The sequence below is a fragment of the Bradyrhizobium sp. SZCCHNS3052 genome, from assembly GCF_032484495.1.
In the GTDB taxonomy this organism is placed as follows: Bacteria; Pseudomonadota; Alphaproteobacteria; order Rhizobiales; family Xanthobacteraceae; genus Bradyrhizobium.
Genome location: NZ_JAUETB010000016.1, coordinates 13,897 through 36,083, shown reverse-complemented (window position 1 = coordinate 36,083; position 22,187 = coordinate 13,897). Strand labels below are relative to the sequence as shown.

12 protein-coding genes are annotated in these 22,187 nt (G+C 59.5%); 6 read left to right on the top strand and 6 right to left on the bottom strand.

Annotation, left to right across the window (positions count from 1 at the left end; translation table 11 throughout):
• Positions 1-90 precede the first annotated feature (90 nt).
• The 6 genes from QX073_RS31270 (at position 91) to QX073_RS31245 (ending at position 16,575) form a co-directional block, all read left to right on the top strand.
• Positions 91-315 (top strand): hypothetical protein, encoded by a 225-nt coding sequence (locus tag QX073_RS31270; protein ID WP_315716587.1) that lies wholly within the window; start codon positions 91-93, stop codon positions 313-315.
• 231 nt (positions 316-546) lie between these two features.
• Positions 547-9,579: a calcium-binding protein gene (locus tag QX073_RS31265; RefSeq protein WP_316172819.1), complete on the top strand. Its 9,033-nt coding sequence runs from the start codon at positions 547-549 to the stop codon at positions 9,577-9,579.
• Between the two features lie 483 nt (positions 9,580-10,062).
• The gene (locus tag QX073_RS31260; protein WP_315716589.1) at positions 10,063-11,565 is read left to right on the top strand and encodes a hypothetical protein; all 1,503 of its coding nucleotides are present in this window, start codon (positions 10,063-10,065) and stop codon (positions 11,563-11,565) included.
• A 576-nt stretch (positions 11,566-12,141) separates the two neighbouring features.
• On the top strand, positions 12,142-13,140 hold the full coding sequence (locus tag QX073_RS31255) for a phosphatase PAP2 family protein (protein WP_315716590.1): 999 nt from the start codon (positions 12,142-12,144) through the stop codon (positions 13,138-13,140).
• 146 nt (positions 13,141-13,286) lie between these two features.
• On the top strand, positions 13,287-15,143 hold the full coding sequence (locus tag QX073_RS31250; RefSeq protein ID WP_315729359.1) for a hypothetical protein: 1,857 nt from the start codon (positions 13,287-13,289) through the stop codon (positions 15,141-15,143).
• A gap of 1,075 nt (positions 15,144-16,218) precedes the next feature.
• Positions 16,219-16,575 (top strand): group II intron maturase-specific domain-containing protein, encoded by a 357-nt coding sequence (locus QX073_RS31245; protein ID WP_315718070.1) that lies wholly within the window; start codon positions 16,219-16,221, stop codon positions 16,573-16,575.
• On the opposite strand, the gene QX073_RS31240 is transcribed toward QX073_RS31245, so the two are convergent.
• The 6 genes from QX073_RS31240 to QX073_RS31215 all read right to left on the bottom strand — a co-directional run bounded on the left by QX073_RS31240 (position 16,556) and on the right by QX073_RS31215 (position 22,187).
• The gene (locus tag QX073_RS31240; protein ID WP_315769830.1) at positions 16,556-16,819 is read right to left on the bottom strand and encodes a phage integrase N-terminal SAM-like domain-containing protein; all 264 of its coding nucleotides are present in this window, start codon (positions 16,817-16,819) and stop codon (positions 16,556-16,558) included. The genes QX073_RS31245 and QX073_RS31240 overlap by 20 nt on opposite strands.
• Positions 16,820-17,301: 482 nt before the next feature.
• Positions 17,302-17,601 (bottom strand): helix-turn-helix domain-containing protein, encoded by a 300-nt coding sequence (locus tag QX073_RS31235; RefSeq protein ID WP_315718612.1) that lies wholly within the window; start codon positions 17,599-17,601, stop codon positions 17,302-17,304.
• A gap of 97 nt (positions 17,602-17,698) precedes the next feature.
• A complete protein-coding gene (locus tag QX073_RS31230) occupies positions 17,699-18,901 on the bottom strand; it encodes a Bcr/CflA family efflux MFS transporter (protein WP_315718613.1) in 1,203 nt (400 codons plus the stop codon).
• Positions 18,902-18,930: 29 nt separating this feature from the next.
• On the bottom strand, positions 18,931-20,208 hold the full coding sequence (ectB, locus tag QX073_RS31225; protein ID WP_315718614.1) for a diaminobutyrate--2-oxoglutarate transaminase: 1,278 nt from the start codon (positions 20,206-20,208) through the stop codon (positions 18,931-18,933).
• A gap of 37 nt (positions 20,209-20,245) precedes the next feature.
• Complete coding sequence (locus QX073_RS31220) at positions 20,246-20,971, bottom strand: hypothetical protein (RefSeq protein WP_315718615.1); 726 nt, start codon at positions 20,969-20,971, stop codon at positions 20,246-20,248.
• 28 nt (positions 20,972-20,999) lie between these two features.
• On the bottom strand, positions 21,000-22,187 hold the full coding sequence (locus QX073_RS31215; RefSeq protein WP_315718624.1) for a class I adenylate-forming enzyme family protein: 1,188 nt from the start codon (positions 22,185-22,187) through the stop codon (positions 21,000-21,002).

The following is a 22,187-nucleotide window of genomic DNA, read 5'->3' as shown; positions in this document are numbered from 1 at the left end:
GTTGATCGTGCTACGAGCGTGCCGATGGTTGTGGACTACACAAGCTTCGGCTGAATGTGAGCCTTGAGACCTGAAGAGACACAGGTATCAGTGGCTACAATCTTCGGTGAATCCGGCGACGACACGCTCACCGGAACATCGGGCGCTGACACGATCTACGGCCTTGCCGGCGACGACATCTCGATTGGTTGGCAGGGCAACGAGACCTACATCTTCGACCGCGGTGATGGTCAGGATACGATCTTCGATAATGACGGTGGCAGTGGCGAAGTCAATACGCTGCAGTTCGGTCAGGAGTTTCGGAATCGCAAGTAACCGTCAAGGAATCTGGGACCGGGGATCTGGTCCTGGGCATCGAGACAAGCCAGAAGTCGTTGGTTGCGCCGCACTAATTTAGTTGGATTTGGTGATGTTGACCGTCGCTGCCGGCGAATGCATGAGTTGGCGGGTACAATTGGGGTTGGAGTTAGTACTTCGGGCGTCTGTGAACAACGGCTAAAGCCTGAGCTAAAGTGAGTTTGACGTACGGGCGACTTGGGGGCATTCATGACCACGATATTCGGCACATCAGGTAACGACACGCTCATCGGCACCTCGTCGGCAGACTCCATCTACGGCCAGACCGGCGACGACACGCTGATTGGTGGGCAGGGCAACGACACGCTGCAGGGCGGACTGGGCAACGACACCTACATCTTCAACCGCGGTGACAGCCAGGATACGATCTTCGACAATGGCGCCGGTAGCGGTGAGGTCAACACGCTGCAGTTCGGGTCCGGGATCACGGCGGGCCAGGACACCGTCAAGGAGTCCGGTACCGGGGATCTGGTGCTGAGCATCACCGGAACGACCGACAAGATCACCTTGCGCAGTCAGCTGCTCTCGGCGGCTGGGGGCGTCGATCAGGTCGTGTTTGCCGATGGCACGATCTGGAATCGGGCCGCGCTGCTGGCGCTCGCGACGGCGCCGACGAGCGGCAACGATACGTTCTATGGCGACTACAACGCCAATACGCTGAGCGGCGGTGCGGGCAATGACACACTGTCGGGCGGTGCCGGCGACGATACCCTGATCGGTGGGACCGGCAATGACACGCTGTCGGGCGGAGCCGGCAACGACACCTATGTGTTCAACGTGGGTGATGGCCAGGACACGATCACGGACAATGGGGCGGCGAGCGGAGAGACCAACACGCTGCAGCTCGGCAGCGGGATCCTGCCTGCGAACGTGGTGGTGACCGAGGCGAATGGCGGCGGCGATCTCGTGCTTACCATCAGCGGCACCACTGACAAGGTTACGTTGAAGAACCAGCTGGTCTCGGCCACCGGCGGCGTCGATCAGGTCGTGTTCGCCGACGGAACGGTGTGGACGCGCGCGGCGCTGCTGGCGCAGGCGACGGCGCCGACGAGCGGAAACGACACGTTCTATGGCGATTATCTCGGCAACACGCTGAACGGCGGCGCTGGGAACGACACGCTGTATGGCGCGGGAGGCGACGACGTTCTGGCTGGTGGCACCGGCAATGATGTGTTGGTCGGTGGCACTGGCAATGATACCTATCTGTTTAATCTCGGCGACGGACAGGACACGATCTTCGACAACGGCAGCTCGAACAGCAGTGAGGTCAATACCCTGCGGCTGGGAACTGGCATTGCCGTCGGCTCTGTGACAGTGACCGAGGCCAATGGCGGGCGCGACCTGCTGCTCTCGATCGGCGGAACGACGGACAGCATTCTGCTGCAGAACCAGCTGGTCGCCAAGACCGGCGGCGTCGACCAGGTCGTATTCGCGGACGGCTCCGTCTGGAGCCGGGCGGACCTGCTGGCACATGCGACACTGCCGACCGCGGCGAACGCCACCCTTTATGGCGACTACGCCGACAATGTCCTGACCGGCGGAACTGGGAATGATACAATCTATGGCGCGGCCGGCAACGACACGCTCGCCGGCGCCGGTGGCAACGACTATCTCGAGGGAGGCGTCGGCAACGATATCTATCTGTTCGGTCGCGGCGGCGGCAACGACCGCATCAACGACAATGGCGCGGCGGCCGATGTGGACCGGCTGCAATTCGCCGCGGATATTGCGCCGGCCGACATCGTGGTGACGCAAGCCAATGGCGGGCAGGATATCGTCCTGAGCATTGCCGGGAGCAGCGACAGCGTGCTGCTGAGCAATCAGCTGATCGGCACCACCGGCGGCGTCGATTTCGTGCAGTTCGCCGACGGCACGGTCTGGGACCGTGCCGCGCTTCTCTCGAAGTCGCTGGTGCCGACCAGCGGCGACGACGTCCTGGGTGGCGACGACGGGGCGAACATCCTGACCGGTGGCGCCGGCAATGACCGGCTGATCGGGCGGGGCGGCGCCGACACCTACGTCTATACGCTTGGGGATGGCGTCGACATCGTCGACGATCAGGCTAGCAGCGACGGCGATACGGTTCTGCTGCATGGCATCGTGCCCAGCCAGGTTCATATCGTGCGCAGCGGCGACAATGCCCTGCTGCTGTTCGAGGCGGATCACAACAGCCGGCTGACATTGGCGGGCCAGTTTGCCGGCACGGGAACGATCGAGCAGATCGTCTTCGACGATGGTACGGTGTGGTCGAGCGCCGACATCCTCGCTGCGGCGATCGGCGGAACCGACAATGTCACGCTCGGCATGAATGCCGCCGAGACGATCGTGGGCTCCGGCGTCAATGACACGATCGAAGGGCTGCGTGGCAACGACGTGCTGCAGGGCGGCGCTGGTGACGACACCTACATCTTCAATGCTGGCGATGGGCAAGACACGATCATCGAGGCCGGGGGGACCGACACTCTGTCTTTCGGCCGCGGCCTTGCCGCGAGCGATGCGATCTTGCAGGCGGTCGGCAACGATCTTTACGTGCGATTCCGGAACTCGACAGACTCTGTTCTGGTCCAATCGGCCTTCGCCAACTCGTCGTCCGTGGTCGAGAACGTCCATTTCGCAGACGGTACGACTTGGAATCTCACGAAGCCGTTGACGTTCACCTATATCGGCACCGATACGAACACGGTGCTGACGGGCAGTTCGTATGGAACCAACATTTTCGAACTCGGACCCGGCGGTGACACGGTCACAGCAGGTTCGGCCAACGATGTCATCATCTTCAAGCGAGGTATTGGCCACGCCACGGTGACACTGACCGGAACCGGAGCCGCGCTCAAACTGGCAGCCGGAATCGCCCAATCCGATGTGAGCGTCCAGACTGCCTCCAACGGTGATGTGACAGTCGCGCTCGCGGGCAGCAATGACAGTGTCACCTTTAACGGGGCGTCCGCCAAAGGCCTGAATACGATCGGGTTCAGCGATGGAACGAACTGGCGCCTGATCTACGGCACGTCCGGCAACGACACTTTGAACGGCGGGTCTGGAGTCGACTTTCTCAATGGCGGCCAAGGCGACGATCAGCTCAGTGGCGGCGCCGGCTCCGACACGTATGTGTATAAGGGCGGTGACGGCAACGATACGATCATCGATGGTGGTACGTCGGACGGCAGCATCGACAAACTCATGCTGGTCGACATCTCGCCGTCGCGGGTCTCGCTGACGCGCAACGGAAGCGACGTGGCCCTGGTGATCGCGCCGAGCACGGCGGGCGGCAATGACGGCGGCTCAGTATTGCTGAAGGCCGAACTCGACTGGCAGAATATTGAGCAGATCGTCTTTGCTGACGGGACTGTCTGGTCGCCGTTGACCCTGTTCCAAATGCTGGTCTCGGTCGGGGGGACTTCGGGCAATGACACGCTCGTCGGGACGAATGGATCAGATATCCTGGCAGGTGGGCTGGGCGATGATCAGCTTGATGGCGGCGCTGGATCGGACAGCTATCTCTACAATGTCGGTGACGGCAATGATACGATCATTGACGGTACCGCGTTCGACGGCTCCAACGACAGGCTGGTTCTGGGGGCGGGGCTGACGGCCTCCAATCTCGTGATCAGCCGCAACGGCAGCGACGTGACGTTGAGCTTCACCGACCAGGCAGGCTCCGTCCGTATGGTGGCGTTTGACAGCGGCGCCAGTGTCGGCCTGGAGCAGGTGGTGCTCGGCGACGGCACGGTGTGGAGCAAGCAGCAGGTTGAGAGCGCCTACATCGCGCAGCAGATCGCGGCCGGCGCGACCACGATCACCGGTTTCGATCAGAACAACGACGTAATCGTCGGCACCAGCGGTAGCGACACCCTGTATGGCCTCGGCGGCAACGACACGCTAACCGGCGGGCGCGGCGACGACACGCTGGATGGCGGCAACGGCTCCGACACCTACGTCTACAATGCCGGCGACGGCAACGATACTATCATGGACGGGACCGCGTTCGACGGCTCCAACGACAGGCTGGTTCTGGGAGCGGGGCTGACGGCCTCGAATCTCGTGATCAGCCGCAATGGTAGCGACGTGACATTGAGCTTCACCGACCAGGCAGGCTCGGTCCGCATGGTGGCCTTCGACAGCGGCGCCAGTGTCGGCCTCGAGCAGGTGGTGCTCGGCGATGGCACGGTATGGAGCAAGCAGCAGCTGGAGAGTGCCTACATCGCGCAGCAGATGGCTGCGGGCGCGACCACGATCACCGGCTTCGATCAGAATAACGACGTGATTGGCGGGACCAGCGGCAACGACACGCTGTACGGCCTCGGTGGCAACGACACACTGTCCGGCGGACGCGGCGACGACACGCTGGATGGTGGCAGTGGCTCCGACACCTACGTTTACAACGCCGGCGATGGCAACGATACGATCATTGACGGGACCGCGTTCGACGGCTCCGACGATCGGCTGGGTCTGGGGGCAGGGCTGACGGCCTCGAACCTTGTGATCAGCCGCAACGGTAGCGACGTGACGTTGAGCTTCACCGACCAGGCGGGCTCGGTCCGCATGGTGGCGTTTGACAGTGGCGCCAGTGTCGGCCTCGAGCAGGTGGTGCTCGGCGACGGCACAGTGTGGAGCAAGCAGCAGCTGGAGAGCGCCTACATCGCGCAGCAGATGGCGGCGGGTGCGACCACGATCACCGGCTTCGACCAGAACAACGACGTGATCGGTGGAACCAGCGGCAACGATACGCTGTATGGCCTCGGTGGCAACGACACACTGACCGGCGGACGCGGCGACGACATGCTGGATGGCGGCAGTGGCTCGGACACCTACGTCTACAACGCCGGCGATGGCAACGACACGATCACGGATGGCACCGCGTTCGATGGATCGAACGACAGGCTGGTTCTGGGGGCGGGGCTGACGGCCTCGAACCTCGTGATCACCCGCAGCGGCAGCGACGTGACGTTGAGCTTCACCGACCAGGCGGGCTCGGTCCGCATGGTGGCGTTTGACAGCGGCGCCAGTGTCGGCCTCGAGCAGGTGGTGCTCGGCGACGGCACGGTATGGAGCAAGCAGCAGCTGGAGAGTGCCTATATCGCGCAGCAGATCGCGGCTGGAGCAACGAACATTACTGGCTTTGACCAGAACGACGACGTGATTGTCGGGACCAGCGGCAACGACACGCTGTATGGCCTCGGCGGCAATGACACGCTGAGTGGGGGCGCCGGAGATGATTACCTGAACGGCGGCAGCGGAACGGATACTTACATCTACAGTTCGGTGGGTGGTAATGATGTCATTGACGACAGTACCAGCGGCAACGCGCTGGTGATGCAAGGCATTGCCTCCAGCGCGGTAGCCTTGAGTCGGCCGGGCAACGGCGCGGATCTGGTCATTCAGAACATCTCCACGGGCAAGACGATCACTGTGAAAGGCCAATTCAGCAACGGGACCCTCTCTACAATCAGCTTCGCCGACGGTGCGAGTTGGAGTCAGGCCCAGGTCCTTGACCTCGTGTCGGGAGGCAGCGACGCAAACGCCTATCTGTTCAACGCTGGAAGCGGCCAAGTAACCGTTGCGAATACGATCACGACCATCCGGATGGGAACCGGGATCTCGTCATCCGATCTCTACTTCCAGGCGAACGGCAATGGCGACCTGACGATCCGGTTCAGGAACAGCAGCGACGTCATCACCGTGCCGCGGGATCTCACCGTGCAGCCCTGGGGCGTTTCCAGCGCCATCATCCGCATCGCCTTCAGCGACGGCACGGTTCTGCCAGTCGGGCAGCCGGGCGCGGGGGTGGGGGCGCCGCTGACCTTCACGTGGATCGGCAACAGCAATGGCTTCGATCTAGGAAACACCAATTTCGGCTCGAACGTCTTCGAGGTCTCCGCGTCCGGCAATCTTGGCTTCGGCAACTACAGCAACGGCGTTGCCGGCACCAATACAATCAAGTTTGCGGCGGGCTCAGGCGCGCTGTCGGTGTGGCCCGGCGCGAGCAAGGGTACGCTGCAGTTCGGCACCGGCGTCACAGCGCAGGACGTGCTGTTGCAGGCCAACGGCAGCGATCTGATCGTCAAGTTCCGCAACAATGCAAGCGACAACATTCTTGTTCACTCGGACCTGACGGTCAGTGGCGGCGTGGCCTCCAGCTCGATCAACAGCCTGGTATTCAGCGACGGTACCTCGATCGCCCTGGGCGGTTCGGCGTCCGTGCCGATCACGTTCACCTGGGTGGGAAAAACCAACGGCTTCGATCTCGGCAATACCAACTTCGGCTCGAACGTGTTCGAGGTCTCCGCATCCGGCAATCTTGGATTTGGCAACTATAGTAACGGGGTGGCCGGCACGAATACGATCAAATATGCGACGGGCTCAGGCGCCCTGTCGGTGTGGCCTGGGGCAAGCAAGGGCACGTTGCAATTCGGCACTGGCGTCACGGCGCAGGACGTGCTGCTGCAGGCTAACGGCAGCGATCTGATCGTCAAGTTCCGCAACAATGCGACTGACAACATTCTCGTTCACTCGGACTTGACGGTCAGCGGCGGCGCCGCCACCAGCTCCATCGACAAACTGGTTTTCAGCGACGGCAGCTCGATCGCCCTGGGTGGTACAGCGTCCGTGCCGATCACGTTTACCTGGCTCGGCAACACCTCGTCGACCACGCTGTCCGGCTCGGCCTACGGTTCGAACGTCTATGAAATCAGCGCTAGTAATGTCTCGGTCAATTTTGCAAATGCGGCGTCGGTGGGAGGCGCCAACACGTTGCTGTACAGCCGCGGCGTCGGACGGACCGACATCAATCTGAACGGCGCGACGGGCACGATCAATTTGGGGGCAGGCATCTCTGCGCAGGATGTTTACGTCCAGGTCGAGAATGGCGCCGACCTGATCCTTCGTATCCGGAACGACGACACCGACAAGATTGATATTCACGGCGATCTGACGAGCACGGGAGGCATCCAGACGCTGCGGTTCGCCGACGGAACAGTGTGGTCGAGGCAACAGCTGCTCGCGCTGGAGACGACAGGTACTGCCGCCAACGACGTTCTCTGGGGTTCGCTGGGAGCCGACATATTCGACGGCAAGGGAGGTAATGATGTCGCGCACGGGCGCGGCGGCAACGACATCTTCGTGTTCAACACCGGATATGGCCAGCTTGAGATCGACGAGACCGACAGCTCGAGCACGGCGGCCAATGTGCTGTCCCTCGGGACCGGAATCCGGCCGTCCGACGTGTCGGTCGCTACATCCTCGAACGGCAACGACTGGATCCTCACGATCGGCAGCAATGGCGATCTGATCAGGATCGACAACATGGTGCAGTCGAGCACCAGCGGCGTCCAGCAAGTCCGGTTTGCCGACGGCACCGTCTGGGACCGAGCGGCGGTCAGGGACGCATCTCAGACCTTTACCTGGAATGGAAGCAGCAGCAATCCAACGCTGGTCGGAAACGCCACGGGATCGAACATCTTCGTGCTTGGTGACGGAGCCGAGACGGCATTCGGCGGCACCCGCACCAACCTGTTCCGGACATCGTCGACAACGGGGCAGGCCACCATCAATCTTTCGGCCACACTTGGTGCGAAGAACCAGGTCGATTTCGGCAGCGGGATTACGGCGCAGAAGCTGTGGTTCACACAATCGGGCAATAATCTCGTGATCGCCGTGCTCGGGACTACGACACGGGTGACGGTCGCGAATTGGTTTACCGGCTCCGCCAGTCAATTGCAGACCATCACTGCAGGAACGACGGTCCTCGATGGCAGCGCGATCGGGACTCTGGTTCAAGCGATGTCGGCCTATGCGGTGGCTCATCCGGGCTTTGATCCGGCGTCGGCCTCGCAGGTCCCGGGCGATTTGGCGGTGCAGAGCGCAATAGCGGGAGCGTGGCACGGTCAACAAGGATTCGTCGCCAAGTTTTTTGCTCTGTCCTCCGGACCGTCGCAACTATCGGACATCAACTGGGGGGCTGCGCCGAGCTTCGTGACGACAGTGTCCCAGATCTCGGGTACCGCAGACGCAGCCTGGCCAGCCTCGTCGCACGTCAATTTCGCGACGGCCTACCAGGCCAACCTCACCATCACGACGGCTGGAACCTATACGTTCAGCCTCGCTTCCGACGACGGCTCCGCACTCTACATCGATGGCGTGCGGGTCGTGAACAATGACGGGCTGCACGGCAATAACACGGTCTCCGGCCAGGTGACACTGGGGATCGGGTCGCATGCGGTCGAGGTTCGCTACTTCCAGAATGGAGGCGGCGAGGTCGTGACGCTGACGGCGCCGGCAGGAGCAAACAGTTTTGCAACTGCGACCGGCAGCCTGATCTTTGCCGGAAGCTACGGCAGCTATCGATTTGCCGCCGATGCCTTCGGCGATGTCTTGATCCTGGACACTCGTGCAGGCGCATCGGGAGCCAATTCCGCGGTCGGCCTGACGCAGCTGATCTTTGCTGACGCAGCGATCGGGGTCGTCTCGGGAACGGCGGGCGTCGATGCGCTGAGCGGCTCCGCGGCCAACGAGATATTCGTCGGATCCGGAGGCAACGATGTGATCGTCGGTGGGGGCGGGGTTGATACGGCCGCATTCTCCGGCAACTTTGCGAACTACACGGTATCTTTGAATTCGGCTAATCAGGTCGTGGTCAGCGACCTGCGCAGCGGCAGTCCGGACGGAACCGACACGCTGTCCGGCATTGCTTCGCTCGGATTTGCCGACCAGCAGGTGCAGCTCGTGGTCGGGACCGGCTCTACCGGCACAGCAGGTTCGGCTACGCTGGCAGGAACAGCTAGCTCTGAAGTTTTTGTTGGCGGCGCCGGCAATGACACGTTTATCGGTGGCGGAGGAAACGATCGGTATCTGTTCGGCGCGGGCCAGGAGACGATCGTGAACGGAACTGCGAGCAGCTCTACCGCCAGCGGACAGCTAGCTTTCGGAACGGGCGTGACGGACAACGATCTCTGGTTCCTGCAGTCCGGCAACGATCTGCAGATCGACCTGCTCGGCACGACTCAGAACGTCACGATCAAGAACTGGTTTTCGGCGCCATCGAACCAGCTGCAGGAGATCACCGCCAGGGGTCTCAAGATTGACAGCCAGATCTCGCAGCTGGTCCAGGCCATGGCGAGCTATTCGTCTAGCCATGCGGGCTTCGATCCGACCAGCGCAGGGAGCCAGGCAGCGTCCAGCGACCCGAGCTTGCAGGCATCGATTGCGGCCGCTTGGCACGCGTAGAGAGTGAGGTACACGGAGACGAAAGCTGGCTCGCTCGACTCGTCGGGCGCACCAGTTCAATCTCAACTCGGCCTGCTTGCCGACGTGCCTCCGGATCCTCTGCTGCCGGCCATGCCAGCAACTAGTGATTCTGCGGGATGGCGAACACCTCAATCTCGGCGCCAAACGAGGGGGAAGTAAGTCCCTCGTCGACTGTCGCGGCAAGCCAGCTACGATCGTTGACAAGACTCACCTTCATCGCGATGACGGCGGCACTTCCTCGCCTCTGGGGACGCCCGTCCAAAACGCCGTTTCCATCAGCCGGCCCGGGCACATCTGTCATTTATAACTTGTTAACCAGCGTCCATTTGTCCGTGCGAGGAGATCGATGCGAACGTGTTTTTTACTCCGCCTTAGACGCCCTCCCGTATTCAGGTACAGGTAGCGCAAAAGTATCGGTATCGAAGTGGGTTGCGCGCGCTGCTCGGAAGGCAGAAGTACAACATGTGCGAGCAGACGTTACCCGGGCGTGAGGTGCTGGCCACGTCGGCTGCGACCGATCAGCCGCCGTCGCACCACTTGGGAACTTACGCGTTCCTGATCTCTCTTTTGAGCGTTTTCTATCTTTCCAACGCATCACTCGTCCTAAGTCATTACGACCTTGGCTGGCATCTTGCCGCTGGCGACTTGATTCGAACCGAAGAGCGCATCCCCTTCCAGGATCCCTGGTCGTTCACCCTCGGGACCCAACAGTGGTTCAACCTCTCGTGGCTATGGGACGTGGTTGCCAGCACAATCTTCAAGTTCAGCGGATACGCAGGTCTTGTTGTCCTCGTCTTGGTGTGCGGAATCCTGATCGCTGGATATCTCACGTCGGCTTGCTTGCGAAGTGGCGCTTCCGCGTTCGCCGCCTGCATCGGGACATTTGCGGTTTGCCTGCTGTATCCCTCCTACGATACGGCGCCTAACAGCTATCTCGCAGCATCTCCCAACATCGCGACCATGGTATTCAGCGTGGTCTTCTACCGGGAGTGTTTGCGGCCGACCAAACTGTTGTTGCTACCCTTGCTGATGGTGCTCTGGGTGAATTTGCACGGTGGATTCGTGCTTGGCTTCATGATCCTCGCTGTCTTCGGTGGCGGGGCCATTCTCCGAGGTGACTGGAACAACTTAAGGGCCATCGTAGTGGCTGGTTGCGGCTGCCTAGCCGCTACCTTCGTCAATCCGCTCGGCTGGAAAATCTACAAAGGCGTGGCCGCTACCTTGGGACACTTTGTTCAGGGACATATTGGAGAGTGGCTTCCCTATTCTCACAATGTCGAAATTCCGGGCAGCCTTCCCGGAATGGCCTACATTATTGTGTTCATCGCGCTGGAACTGCGGTACGGCGTAACGGCGAAAATCCGCGCTGAGCACCGCATTCTGTGTTGGGCATTTCTCGCGCTCGGACTTTCCCAGTTTCGATACATGTCATTCTTTTTCATCTTTTCGACGGTGCCGGTGGCTCTTCATCTCGATCGGCTTCTTCCCACTCGGCTGCCCAAGCCGCAAATTCAGCGCGCGCTTCTGACTGCAGCGCTCGTTGGCGCATGTGTCCTTCCGGTTACTTTTATCCGAGTACAGCCGGCTTTGGCATTGCCAAACATGTTGTCGGAGCAGGACGCCGAATACCTGGAGAAGCATTTTGCGCATGCGCGGGTGCTTAACCATTGGAATGTTGGAGGATATCTGATCTTCCTTACCCATGGATCAGTCCGGCTCTTTGTCGACGGCCGAGCGGCCACGGCTTATCCTGATGAGTTGCTCCGCGACTACTTCAAGCTCGTGCATTGGGAGGTCGATGAAGCCGCCTGGGATGAGGTGCTCGAGAAGTACCATATCGATGCTGTCGTGTGGCTTAAGGGGCATGATGAATTGAGGCAGTTCCTCGTAGGAAAGCGAGGCTGGACTGAGGACCATATCGGGAAGTACGAAAGTGTCTATGTCAGGCCCGCTGTCGCGCGCTGACGTGGCGCCGAGGGATATCGCCAGGTACTGCATCCCCCGGAGCGGCAGAAGCTCATGCGCATTTGCGTAGAAAGTTGACGGCGAGGTTTCCACCAACGCCCGCTCTGCTTCACCGATCTACTCCAGGGCTCTCGCTCACCGGCCAAACGATTGTAAAGCGTGGTTTCGTTGCTGCCGTAGCCTAGAGATCGCGCGGCGTTATATCCCCGCGCAAAAGCCGCGGCACAGGTTCCACAATGGTACGCAACCGGTGAGAGAATTGTGTCCAGCCAGATCTACCAAAATGCCCTCTCATGAATCCGGCCGCTCTGCAAATGGCTTCAGAACGCGCCTCGTTTGTGACTCGTGAATCTCAGGATCTCCCCTTTCACACTACCTTAAGTTTTGTCCCGTAATTTTGCGGGGTGAGAGATCGGGTGATCTGCGGGCCACTGGCCGCCGGGTTAAAGAGCCCTGCTTGAGAGATGTGCCGCGATCAGCTCCCTGGGAATGCGATCCAATGTTCCGTGCTTTCGTCAGATGTTGCGCTCGCGATCGTCAAAAGAGCTTCGTTGAAGGAAACGATGGCCTGCAGGCATGAAAGCCGACGAAGAAAGCCTCGCGTGGCAAACACTCAATCTCAATTGGCTGCCAATCGCTCTGTTTGGCGCGGCGCTGTTGAGTGCCTTGACGTACTCCGACTTTTCCTTGGAGCCAATGGGTTTCGGAGTTCTCGTTGCTATTGCGATTTCGCTTGCGAGTATTGCGTATGGTTATGCCCACATCAGGCAGGCTTCTGCGGATCCTAAACTTGTCTTCTGGTTTGGTGTCACAGCTCAGATCATATTGCTCACGGCGATCGCTGGCCCTCTTAGTTATGTCGCAAACGCGATGAATTGGCCCCTACAGGATCAGAGCCTATTGTGGATCGACCGCGCAATTGGGTTTGATCCCCAGGGGATTGCAGCGTTTTTCAATGCCCACAGCTGGATCGTGCACTACTTGAAAGTTGGATACGGCTTCATCAAGTGGCCCCTGCTCGCGATCCCGATCGTTTTGGCGATGGGATCGCGGTTCTTGCGACTTCAGCAATTCGTGCTGACGTTGAGCGTTGCACTCGCTGTAACGATTGTCGTGTCCGCCTTCATTCCGGCCATAGGGACCTACTATGGTCTGGGATTGTCGCCGGGCGAGCAATTCCCGAAGGTTGACTCGACAAATTACGCGGCGCAGCTTCGGGATATTTTCGCGTTACGAGATGGGTCGTTACGACAGCTCGACGTGCTCAGGCTAGCGGGCATCGTATCATTCCCAAGCTTCCACACGGCGTCGGCAGTTCTTTATATCTGGGCTTTGTGGCCGATCCGAGTTTTGCGGCCGGCGTCGATCGCGCTCAATACCTGGATGGTTGCCGCGACGCCCCTGATCGGTGCGCACTACATCATCGACCTCATCGGAGGCGCCGCTGTGGCTGGCGGGTCTATCGTGATGGTCAAGCACTTCTTGAGATCTGTATTTGTCAGGTCACAGCGCCGCACGCAATGGCCCGCTTATTGGCCGTCCGCTATGCCAAACGCAGGATCTTCGTCGGAGTAAATCCGGGTCACATCTTGGTGGCGCTGCCAGATGGGCCGCGTTGGGGCCGGCGGGAGCGACGAATCGGCTCGATATCTGCAGCTCGCGGACCACTTGAACCCGATGGGCTCAGTGCTGTGCAGACGTTGTGCAGTTCGACGCGGTGCGTGCTGCTCCAGTTAAACTCGGTTGTTGATGCTGCGGAAACCAGTGGGCTCACCATGTCAGACGCCGTTTCGGGTTCAAACTCGGTTGCAAGCCAGGGCAGAGCAAGAGCCGTCGGCGTTCTGATCCTGGTGCTGGGGCTTACTGCGGCGATGGCGTTCAAGCTGCTCTCGATCAGGGGCGGCGTTTTCGACGCCATGTCGACCGATGATGCGATGCGTCTTGTCGAAATCCGGGATTTTCTCGACGGCCAGGCCTGGTGGGATCTCCGGCAATACCGCCTGGGTCCATCCGGCGTGCTTATGCATTGGTCGCGGATTGTCGATCTGCCACTAGCTATATCGATCCTGACCTTGAAACCTTTGATCGGTCCGCTCCATGCGGAAGCGGTAACGCTGTTCGTCTGGCCAATACTTCTGCTTCTCGTGGCTCTCGTGCTCGTCGGGACGATTGCCTACCGTATGAGCGAAGGCGTCGCGGCCTCATCGCTGGGCGCAGCTGTGCTGGCTATGCTGGCAGCGCCAGCATTGATTCACTTCAAGCCGGGCGCGATCGATCATCACAACGTGCAAATCGATCTCTTGCTCCTGATGCTTCTCTTTGCGATCCAGGCCGATCGAAGCGCGACCAGGGCGGCGCTCGCAGCGTTGACCGGATCTGTGTCGCTCGCAATCGGAGTTGAGATCCTGCCGGTGATCGTCACGATATGCGGTGCCATGGCGGGTCTTTTCGTCTGGCGTGGTGGAGAGGTTGCGCGCGAAGTCTCGGCCTTTGCTCTCGCGCTAGCCGCATCATCGGCGGCTCTCGGATTTGCGTTGGTTCCGGCAGAGGAACTAACGTTGCCCGTGCTTGACGCGTTCGGGGGCCCGCTGCTTTTGTTGACCGTGGGCGGGAGCGTTGGCCTGGTGCTAATGGTTGGAATTGAGCGTTACCGATCCTCGCTATGGCTGCGTGTTGGCACTGCGACCGGAACCGTGATCGCCTTGCTCGGTGCGTTCGTCCTGCTTTTTGCGCGATCGCTGGTGTTGCCGTATTCGCAGCTTGATCCGCTGGTCGTTTCTCTATGGCTCGATCATGTTCAGGAGACCGTATCCCTGGCGGAGATGATCCGGATCGGTCCAGAGGAAGTACTCGGCTTTTACGCGTTTCCTCTTATAACAATGGCAATCGCGGCAGCGGCATTTTTGCGAGCCAACCCGGTTGATCGATTTCGGTGGGGTGTTGGTGTCGCTGCCCTCGCGACGTTGATTGCGATCAGCGTGTGGGAAATGCGCGGAACAGGCGGGGCTGCCATGGCGGCAGCGCCAATATTCGCCGCAGCCGCCGTCTTCATCTGGCCATCGCTTGCCCAGACAAGCAGCCTCGTTTTGGTGGCGTTCGTCTTGTCTCCGGTCATGTTCGCGGTACTTGGAAATTGCGCGAAACCACTGATCGATTCGATGGTAGAGCCGACTGAAATGGTATTTGAACCTGACGAGTCCCGATGCCAAAGTGTTTCGGATGCCGAGCCTATGGGGCTATTGGCGAGAGGACGCGTCATGGCGCCGATCGATCTCGGCCCGGCCATATTGGCTGCGACGAAACACGCCGTGTTTGCGGCCCCATACCACCGGAATAACGATGGCAATCTCGCGATGCTCAAGCTCATGCTTGCGCCAGCGCCGGTTGCGCATCAGATGCTACGAGATTACCACGTCGATTATGTGGTCACGTGTCGGACATCTCCAAATCGTAACGTTATTGAGCGCGCTCCGGATGGCTTAGAATCATTGTTGGCTCGAGGCGAAGTTCCTGAATTTCTCGAGCCATTGGGACTCGCATCCTCGTCCAAAATCGCGGTTTGGCGTGTTCGGGGGTGATGGCCCAACTCCGGTAGCTTAGGTTTGGCGCAGATGAAGTCAAGTTGCTCACGCAACTGCCCGTATTCTGATCCGTCCCGTCAATACTGCGTCCACTACCCGGTCCGTGGGTGCGCGCTCTCGATCTCGCGGCCGCATCGGCGCGAACTCGGTAGCAATTGGGTATCCTCTTGAAGCGAGAGGACTCAGGAAGGTTGAGCACCAACTCGCACAATGAAGCTTCGGTCCGCGCGCCTGCGCGCGGTACTGGGGCGCGGACCAAGGACCTTGAGCGGCCCTGGGTATATGAAGAGAACGCGATCGCGGGACATTGCAATGCCAGCTGGCAGCGGGGTGTCGGCACGACGCATGGGTGGATCTCGCGCGTGCGCGAGTCTTGCGCCTCCCCGCAACCACTTCTGTCATAACTCACTCACCGTCCCGGTCTAACCGCTGGGACGGACTCCGGGAATGAGGGATCCCGACGGCCCAGGTTCGGCTGCGCGCAGCCGCTATCTTTGGGGTTCATCGAGAGTGAAGGACAGACGTCCTCTCGACAGCACCTTGCCTTTACTACGAATCGGAGGGGCGGACGTTCGAATCGTTCCCGGCGCGCCATCGACTGCCCTAGGGGAGCGCCAACACCGCTCACCCCCTCTAGAGCGTTGGCCGTCCGAAGTGCCTCCAAGCGGAGGCACAAAACTTGAAAATACAAAGAATTACAGAAAGCCAGCGGCACGCTCGCGGTAGAATTCGGCCGTATCACCCGGACCGATGCCGCCCCGTGCCAGCCAAAGCGTGCAACAAAACGTCCAACAGGACGTCCAACATTTCGTCCAACAGGGGAGGGAATCATTCCTGACTTCCTCACCCGTCGGAATGGTACCTGGCATTCGCTCGGCGCGTGCCGGTCGAGTTTGCGGCACTGGACCCGCGTGGCATCGTCAAGCATTCGACCAGGGTTCGCTGTCTTCTGACCGCACGGGCCGGAGGGCCACGCGCGTTGCCGATCAACTGAACCAGGAACTTGAGAACCATTGGCAGGAGCTTCTTGCCTGCCAGATGGGCATTGCACCGCAGGGATATAACGAGGCCCGTGTCGGGCCCGCTCGCTGGGCTTTTGCGCAAGCTCGATGAGTGGATCAGGCGGCGGTTGCGCGCCATCGTCTGGACCCAATGGAAGCACGGTCGCACTCGCTTCGATGAGCTGCAACGCCGCGGCGTTGGCCGGGAGCTGGCACTCAAGACCGCCGGCAACCCACGTGGCCCTTGGCGGCTCTCGAACAGTGCCGCGCTGACCATGGCTCTGCCGAACGTCTTCTTCGTATCACGCGGCTTGCCTTACGGCACGCTCGTGCAATCAAGTGCCAAGCGTTACAATTTTCCACATAGCACTTTGGCACAAGAACCAGCTGGCCATCGGCAGCCGACGATCACGGAAAACCAATCCTGAAAAAACGTATGACAGCAAAGATGCGCTTCACGAAAACCTTCGGCGCGTGGGCGCCGCTCGACGCCAGATGCAGCCGGAAACCACGCACATCCTCTGGCTCGGCCTGATCGGGAGAGCGGCCGAGCAACGCGGCGAAGTCCTTGACCCTTTGTACGTAGTCATGTTGGGTCTTCGGAGCGAACTTGCGGATCGCCATGTCTTCGATCATGCGCTGGCGCAACGGGCTGATGGCCTGCTTGGTCATTGGGGATGCTCCTGTCTTGAGTGAGGTGTCGAACCCCTCATCTCAAGACAGGACGCCCCGTTGCGCTATCGTCTTGCCTCCGCCGCCAGCCGCGGAGTCCGCGCGAGCGGTTTAGTCCAATGGACCGGGGGCGACGTTCGATCGGGCAAATACGAGGTTCGCTTTCCCGGACGAGCGGGCGCGGCATCGCCGCGCTGGCGGAGTCGCCTGGTGGCCCCATCTTGGACCCTCGGTCATAGCCGGCGATGTCGCTCTCAGGGGGCAACCGAACGTGAGTCGTCGCACAGCCGGAAGGTTGCTATTGACCTAAACGGCCTTCCTACAGATAGTCTACGGCCTGTCCCGGCAACACGTATCCATACACTCGGAAGCCATCGTCCGTTTCATCCGCGGGCAGATGGATCTTTTCGAGTGCACTCCGAATCTTTTGACGGTGAGATCGGTCTGTCGCGAAAGAACAGTTCACAGGTCACGAGGTCAGCTCACAGCTTGGGCAAATCAATAAAACCCAACCGGATCGCTTTCACAATGGCTACGAGCCGGCTCCCCGTCTCCAGCTTTTCCATCGCGTTTCTAAGATGAAAATTAACCGTGTTCGTGCTGATTTGCAAAACGATACTAATATCCCACGAGGATTTGCCCTGGGCTGCCCAATGGAGGCAGTCAATTTCCCGTTTCGATAGCTTCAGCGATCGATCACCTGCCATTGTTTGGATAACCCTTCTTTTGACGCTTGGACGAGGAGCCGCGTGTGCGCTCGGCACCTCCGGAACATTGTCCATCGCTCTCCGACTTCGTCATCGCATGTAGAGCGGTTGGTCAATGGCAGACCCTCGGCAAAACCGGACCTCCCATGACCGGCTTCAATGTCAAGCCTCATTATGAGTTGAGTGCATCGCGCGGTTCGCGTTTCGCTCGGTAGCGATCCGCGATCAGAGTTCCGAAGGCTCCAAGGAAGGTGAGCATCCACGGTCCGAGCGGCTTCCCATCGGAAAAATATCCGACAAGCATGCTGCCTGCCGCAGCAGCCAAAAGTTGCAGCGCGCTGAGCAATGCTGCGGCACTACCGGCGCTCGACGCGTGCTGGGCCAAAGCGCCGACGCTCGCGTTCGGGAATATCACCCCAGTGCATAGCATAACAATTCCGACAGCTAATACGGTAAGCGCGCCAGACTGGGGCTGCAAAAAAGCGACCAAGGGAAGTCCGATCGAGACCAACAGCATTGTAGCCGAAGCGACCCCAAGCACGGCATCTCCGCCGAACCGATGGAATAGATGGGCGTTAATCTGGGCAGAAAGAATATAGCAGACGGACCATATCGCGTACGCGACCGAATACAACCAGGACGAATATCCATAGAACTCGATAAGAATAGCGGGTGAACTCGTGATGTACGCGTATAGTGTGAACATAGCAAAACAACTCATGACGACATTCGTCACGAAGCCGGGCTCGCCTAAGATCCGCAAGTTCAACGCAAGAACGTGCGCCGGCATAACCGTCATGCGCATTTGTTGTGGCAGCGTCTCGGGAACAAACGCAGAGGCAACTGCGCAAGATATTAGTCCATACCCTGTGCAAAACCAAAAAATCGCCCTCCATCCAAATTCATTAAGCAGGAGCGAACCGCCGATTGGCGCTACAATGGGGCCGACGCCCATTACCAGTATCAGTTTGGCGAGCAGATGTCTTGCGACTTGACCGGTCGCGATGTCACGGACCATCGCACGCGGTATGACCGTAGGTGCCGAGCATCCAAGCGCAGCGAAAAAACGCAGCGCGGCCAGCGATTCGATATCGGTGGCCAAAGCACAACCGGCAGAGGCCGCAGTGTAGACGAGAATGCCGCAGATTAAAGGGGTGCGGCGCCCAAACCCATCGGATAGCACGCCTTGGATAGCTTGACCGAGGGCCAAGCCAATAAACCACGCGGCAAGGGTAATTTGAGCGCTGCCCTTCGGGGCGGCGAACGTGGTTTCGATCGCCGGAAAGGCGGGCAGATACATGACGGTTGACACTGAGCTGATCGAAATCAGAACGCCCAGGATAGTCGGTAGGAGAGGAGACGTTTTCACCGTCATGTTCTCGAAAGTTGGATTGGACTTTGAGGCTAGGCTGCGTCGACTTGCGCCGGTCGCCCTAACGTGCTCGCGACGACCTCACGCAGCGTATCGATCGCAAACGACAGATCCGTAGAGGAAATCGTTAAAGGCGGCAGCAGTTTCACGACATGGTCGTGGACGCCACAGGTCTCGGCGATTACGCCATTCTCAAACAAACGTTTAGAGATCTGATCGGCAAGAGCAACGGACCGGAATGACAAACCCGTGATAAGTCCTCGGCCAACCACGCTTGCCTCGCCGTCCGTAGAGTCAGCAATCGCGGTCAGTTCCCTTGTCAACACATTTGCGTGCTCCTGAACCGATCTCGCGAAGTCACCGTTCGTCCAGTAACATCGGATAGCAGCCGTTGCGCCGACAAACGCAAGATTATTTCCGCGGAAGGTTCCATTGTGCTCACCCGGCGACCAAATGTCGAGGTCAGGGCGGATCAATACTACGGATAGCGGCGCTCCGAGGCCGCTCAGCGATTTGGAAAGTACGACCATATCTGGCTGAACCGCGCTACCCTCGAAGCTAAAGAACGATCCGGTCCGCCCACAACCAGCTTGAATGTCGTCGACGATAAGCAACGCTCCGATCTCCCGGCAGAGCCCAGCGATTCTCTCGATCCAAGACATGCGTGCGGCAGCGAGACCACCTTCGCCCTGTACCAGTTCAACGATCACCGCTGCCGGTCGATCAATTCCAGAGCCTGGCGATGTGAGCATCGCTTCGATGTAATCGCAAACGTCGACTGACGGACCGAAATAACCGTCGTACGGAAGGAACGTAACATTTGTAAGTGCGACGCCGGCACCCGCCCTCTTGACGGGATTCGATGTCAAAGCGAGCGCGCCAAGACTCATCCCATGATAGCCGTTTGTGAACGCCACGACATTGGTACGACCAGTGATCTTGCGCGCCAATTTCAATGCCGCTTCAACAGCATTAGTTCCGGTCGGACCTGTAAACTGAATTTTGTACGTAAGTCCGCGTGGAGCGAGGATGCTATCTGAAAAAGCCTGCAAGAATTCGGCCTTCGCTACCGTATGAAGATCTAGCGATTGAACGATGCCGCTTCCATTGAGATACTCGATCACCGGCGCGACGATAAGAGGGTTGTTGTGCCCATAGTTCAAACTTCCAGCACCTGCAAGAAGGTCGAGGTACTTTCGGCCATCTGTGTCCACCATCCAGGCGCCGCTTGCGGACGAAAAGGTAACCGGGAAATGTCTGCAATAGGATCGCACGTTAGATTCCGCGCAGTCGAATATTGTCGTATACATTGCTTAGTCCCTCTCGTTTAAGACGCACTAGGGCAACCTAGGAAGCTGGATGATTGCGCTCCTGGAGCAGCGAGGCCGACCCGAAGCCGCTATGAGTGCGCAGTCGCTCTAGCATTTCGTCGCGGCTTGACCACATCAGATAAAACGGTTCACCCGGAAATGAGGCTGGTGCAGGCGCGACGATGCAAGGAGCGATATGCGAGAAGGCGTTGCTGCCGAGCGGGAGCGTTGATCGCGCAACCCTCTCAAAGCATGTCGCGCAAAGCCATTCGACCCCGAAGTGCTTGATTGAGAGCAAGCGAGTCATCCGTCCGACGCACGCATTGATTCCCTCCTGTCGGAGTTCGGGCGCGACGAAGGCGGCCCCACAATACGCGACTTTGCCGGCCATGAAGGGGAACTCCGGCGTGAGCAATTCTTCCGCAAACGGCGCCAATCGCGGAGCGAGATCCCAAAAGACCTTTCCCACAGCCAGGTCGTAGCGAAAATCGTGGCTATCGATCAACTTGATGGCTGCTGTCGCAACGCAATGGCCCGATCTGCGCGCGATCGCCCAAAAACTATTTGCTGGCGTAAGGTAGCTGTGTTCTGGATCGTACGTGCTGAGAACTACCTCGCCGGAGAGCTCATAGTAGGCAGCCGCAAAGACGGCGAAATCGCTACCGACTTCGAATGTAAGGCCCAGGCCGGCGAGATAGGCGTGCCCTCGACGAACATAATCATTAATGAAGAGCAGCCAATCGGGAACTGGGTAAGAGCGCATGTGTGTGTACCTTATCGTCTCGCGGTGTTCATTGTGCCTCAACTGAGTTTTCGCTGACCAGGCGCCGAATGCGAACTTTTCCGGTATTGGTCGATGGCAGCGTATCGGCATAAACGTAGCGGGCTGGGTACACGTGAGCTCCAAATAGTCGTGTGACCGTCCGACCAATCGTACGCTCATGCTCTGCTCGCATGGCAGGGGAAACGCTACGTGCGAGCGTGATCAAGTAGAAGGTATGCCCACGGACGACGTCCGGCTCGATCACAATTGTCATTGGCCTGTCTGGAAACACCATTTCAAGCTCGGTCGCGAGGAGTCCGAGACGAACGTTAACGCCGTTGACTTTCACCAGATCGTCTCGACGGCCATTGAGCCGGATCTGTCGCCCCGGATGAATTTCTACGTCATCTTCGATGGTGATGCCGTCGAGATTGGGGCCAAGCTCTCCGCTTGGTGAAGCTGTTGCGCAGCGTGGGCTCAATACACGGAGCCGTCCCTCAAGGTCTGGACCGAGCAGAGTGGTGTCGGAACACAGCTGCCAAAAGCTCGCGTCGTCGCGCGCCGATTGTCGATATGCAATTGCGCCAGTTTCCGTCGATCCGAAGATTTCGCGGAGGGCGTAAGAGGACGGGCGGCCAAAGTTCGGCATGTCCCGAGCAACTCGCGGGACCGGGCCAGCAGAATGGAGGATTGTCGTCGATGGATCGTCCAGAACCCCGGTGCGCATCAACATCTGCCAAGTCGAGGGGAGGCTAAGAATAATTCGTCTCCCGGACGATGGAACGCGGAGGATTTCACCTCCCTGAAGCTGGGGGCAATAGGTCAGGCGAGCGCGCTTGTTGCGCGCGAGTGCGATCCCGCACAAGAAGCCGAAGGCGTGGTTTACAGGAGCGAATGAAACCACTTCATCGACTTGCTCGAGTGCGAAAGCCTGCACAATGCAGTTCGCTTCAAGTTCGACCTGCAGCATCGATCGCCACGCTACCTTTGCCGTCCCAGTCGTCCCTGAGGAGCGTAGACCGATACTTGCACAGAGGGGGATAGTCTGGCGAAGCTGGCTAGCCCGCCAAAAATCGATCGACCAGGGGGCGCATGTGAGCGAGCGATCGAGTTCGCTGCGCACCATGCATCGCTCGTCTGATTTAGAATCGAATAGCAGAGCCTGCAGCTCCGGCCAGGACAATTCCTTGGCCGCTGGTCGGGTGGTCGTATCCAT

Excerpts from the sequence above, each read along its gene's own strand:
- QX073_RS31220 (WP_315718615.1), bottom strand. The coding sequence starts at position 20,971 with ATGCGCTCTTACCCAGTTCCCGATTGGCTGCTCTTCATTAATGATTAT.
- QX073_RS31235 (WP_315718612.1), bottom strand. The coding sequence starts at position 17,601 with ATGGACAATGTTCCGGAGGTGCCGAGCGCACACGCGGCTCCTCGTCCA.
- QX073_RS31230 (WP_315718613.1), bottom strand. The coding sequence starts at position 18,901 with ATGACGGTGAAAACGTCTCCTCTCCTACCGACTATCCTGGGCGTTCTG.
- QX073_RS31260 (WP_315716589.1), top strand. The coding sequence starts at position 10,063 with ATGTGCGAGCAGACGTTACCCGGGCGTGAGGTGCTGGCCACGTCGGCT.
- ectB (WP_315718614.1), bottom strand. The coding sequence starts at position 20,208 with ATGTATACGACAATATTCGACTGCGCGGAATCTAACGTGCGATCCTAT.
- QX073_RS31265 (WP_316172819.1), top strand. The coding sequence starts at position 547 with ATGACCACGATATTCGGCACATCAGGTAACGACACGCTCATCGGCACC.
- QX073_RS31240 (WP_315769830.1), bottom strand. The coding sequence starts at position 16,819 with ATGACCAAGCAGGCCATCAGCCCGTTGCGCCAGCGCATGATCGAAGAC.
- QX073_RS31255 (WP_315716590.1), top strand. The coding sequence starts at position 12,142 with ATGAAAGCCGACGAAGAAAGCCTCGCGTGGCAAACACTCAATCTCAAT.
- QX073_RS31215 (WP_315718624.1), bottom strand. The coding sequence starts at position 22,187 with ATGGATACGACCACCCGACCAGCGGCCAAGGAATTGTCCTGGCCGGAG.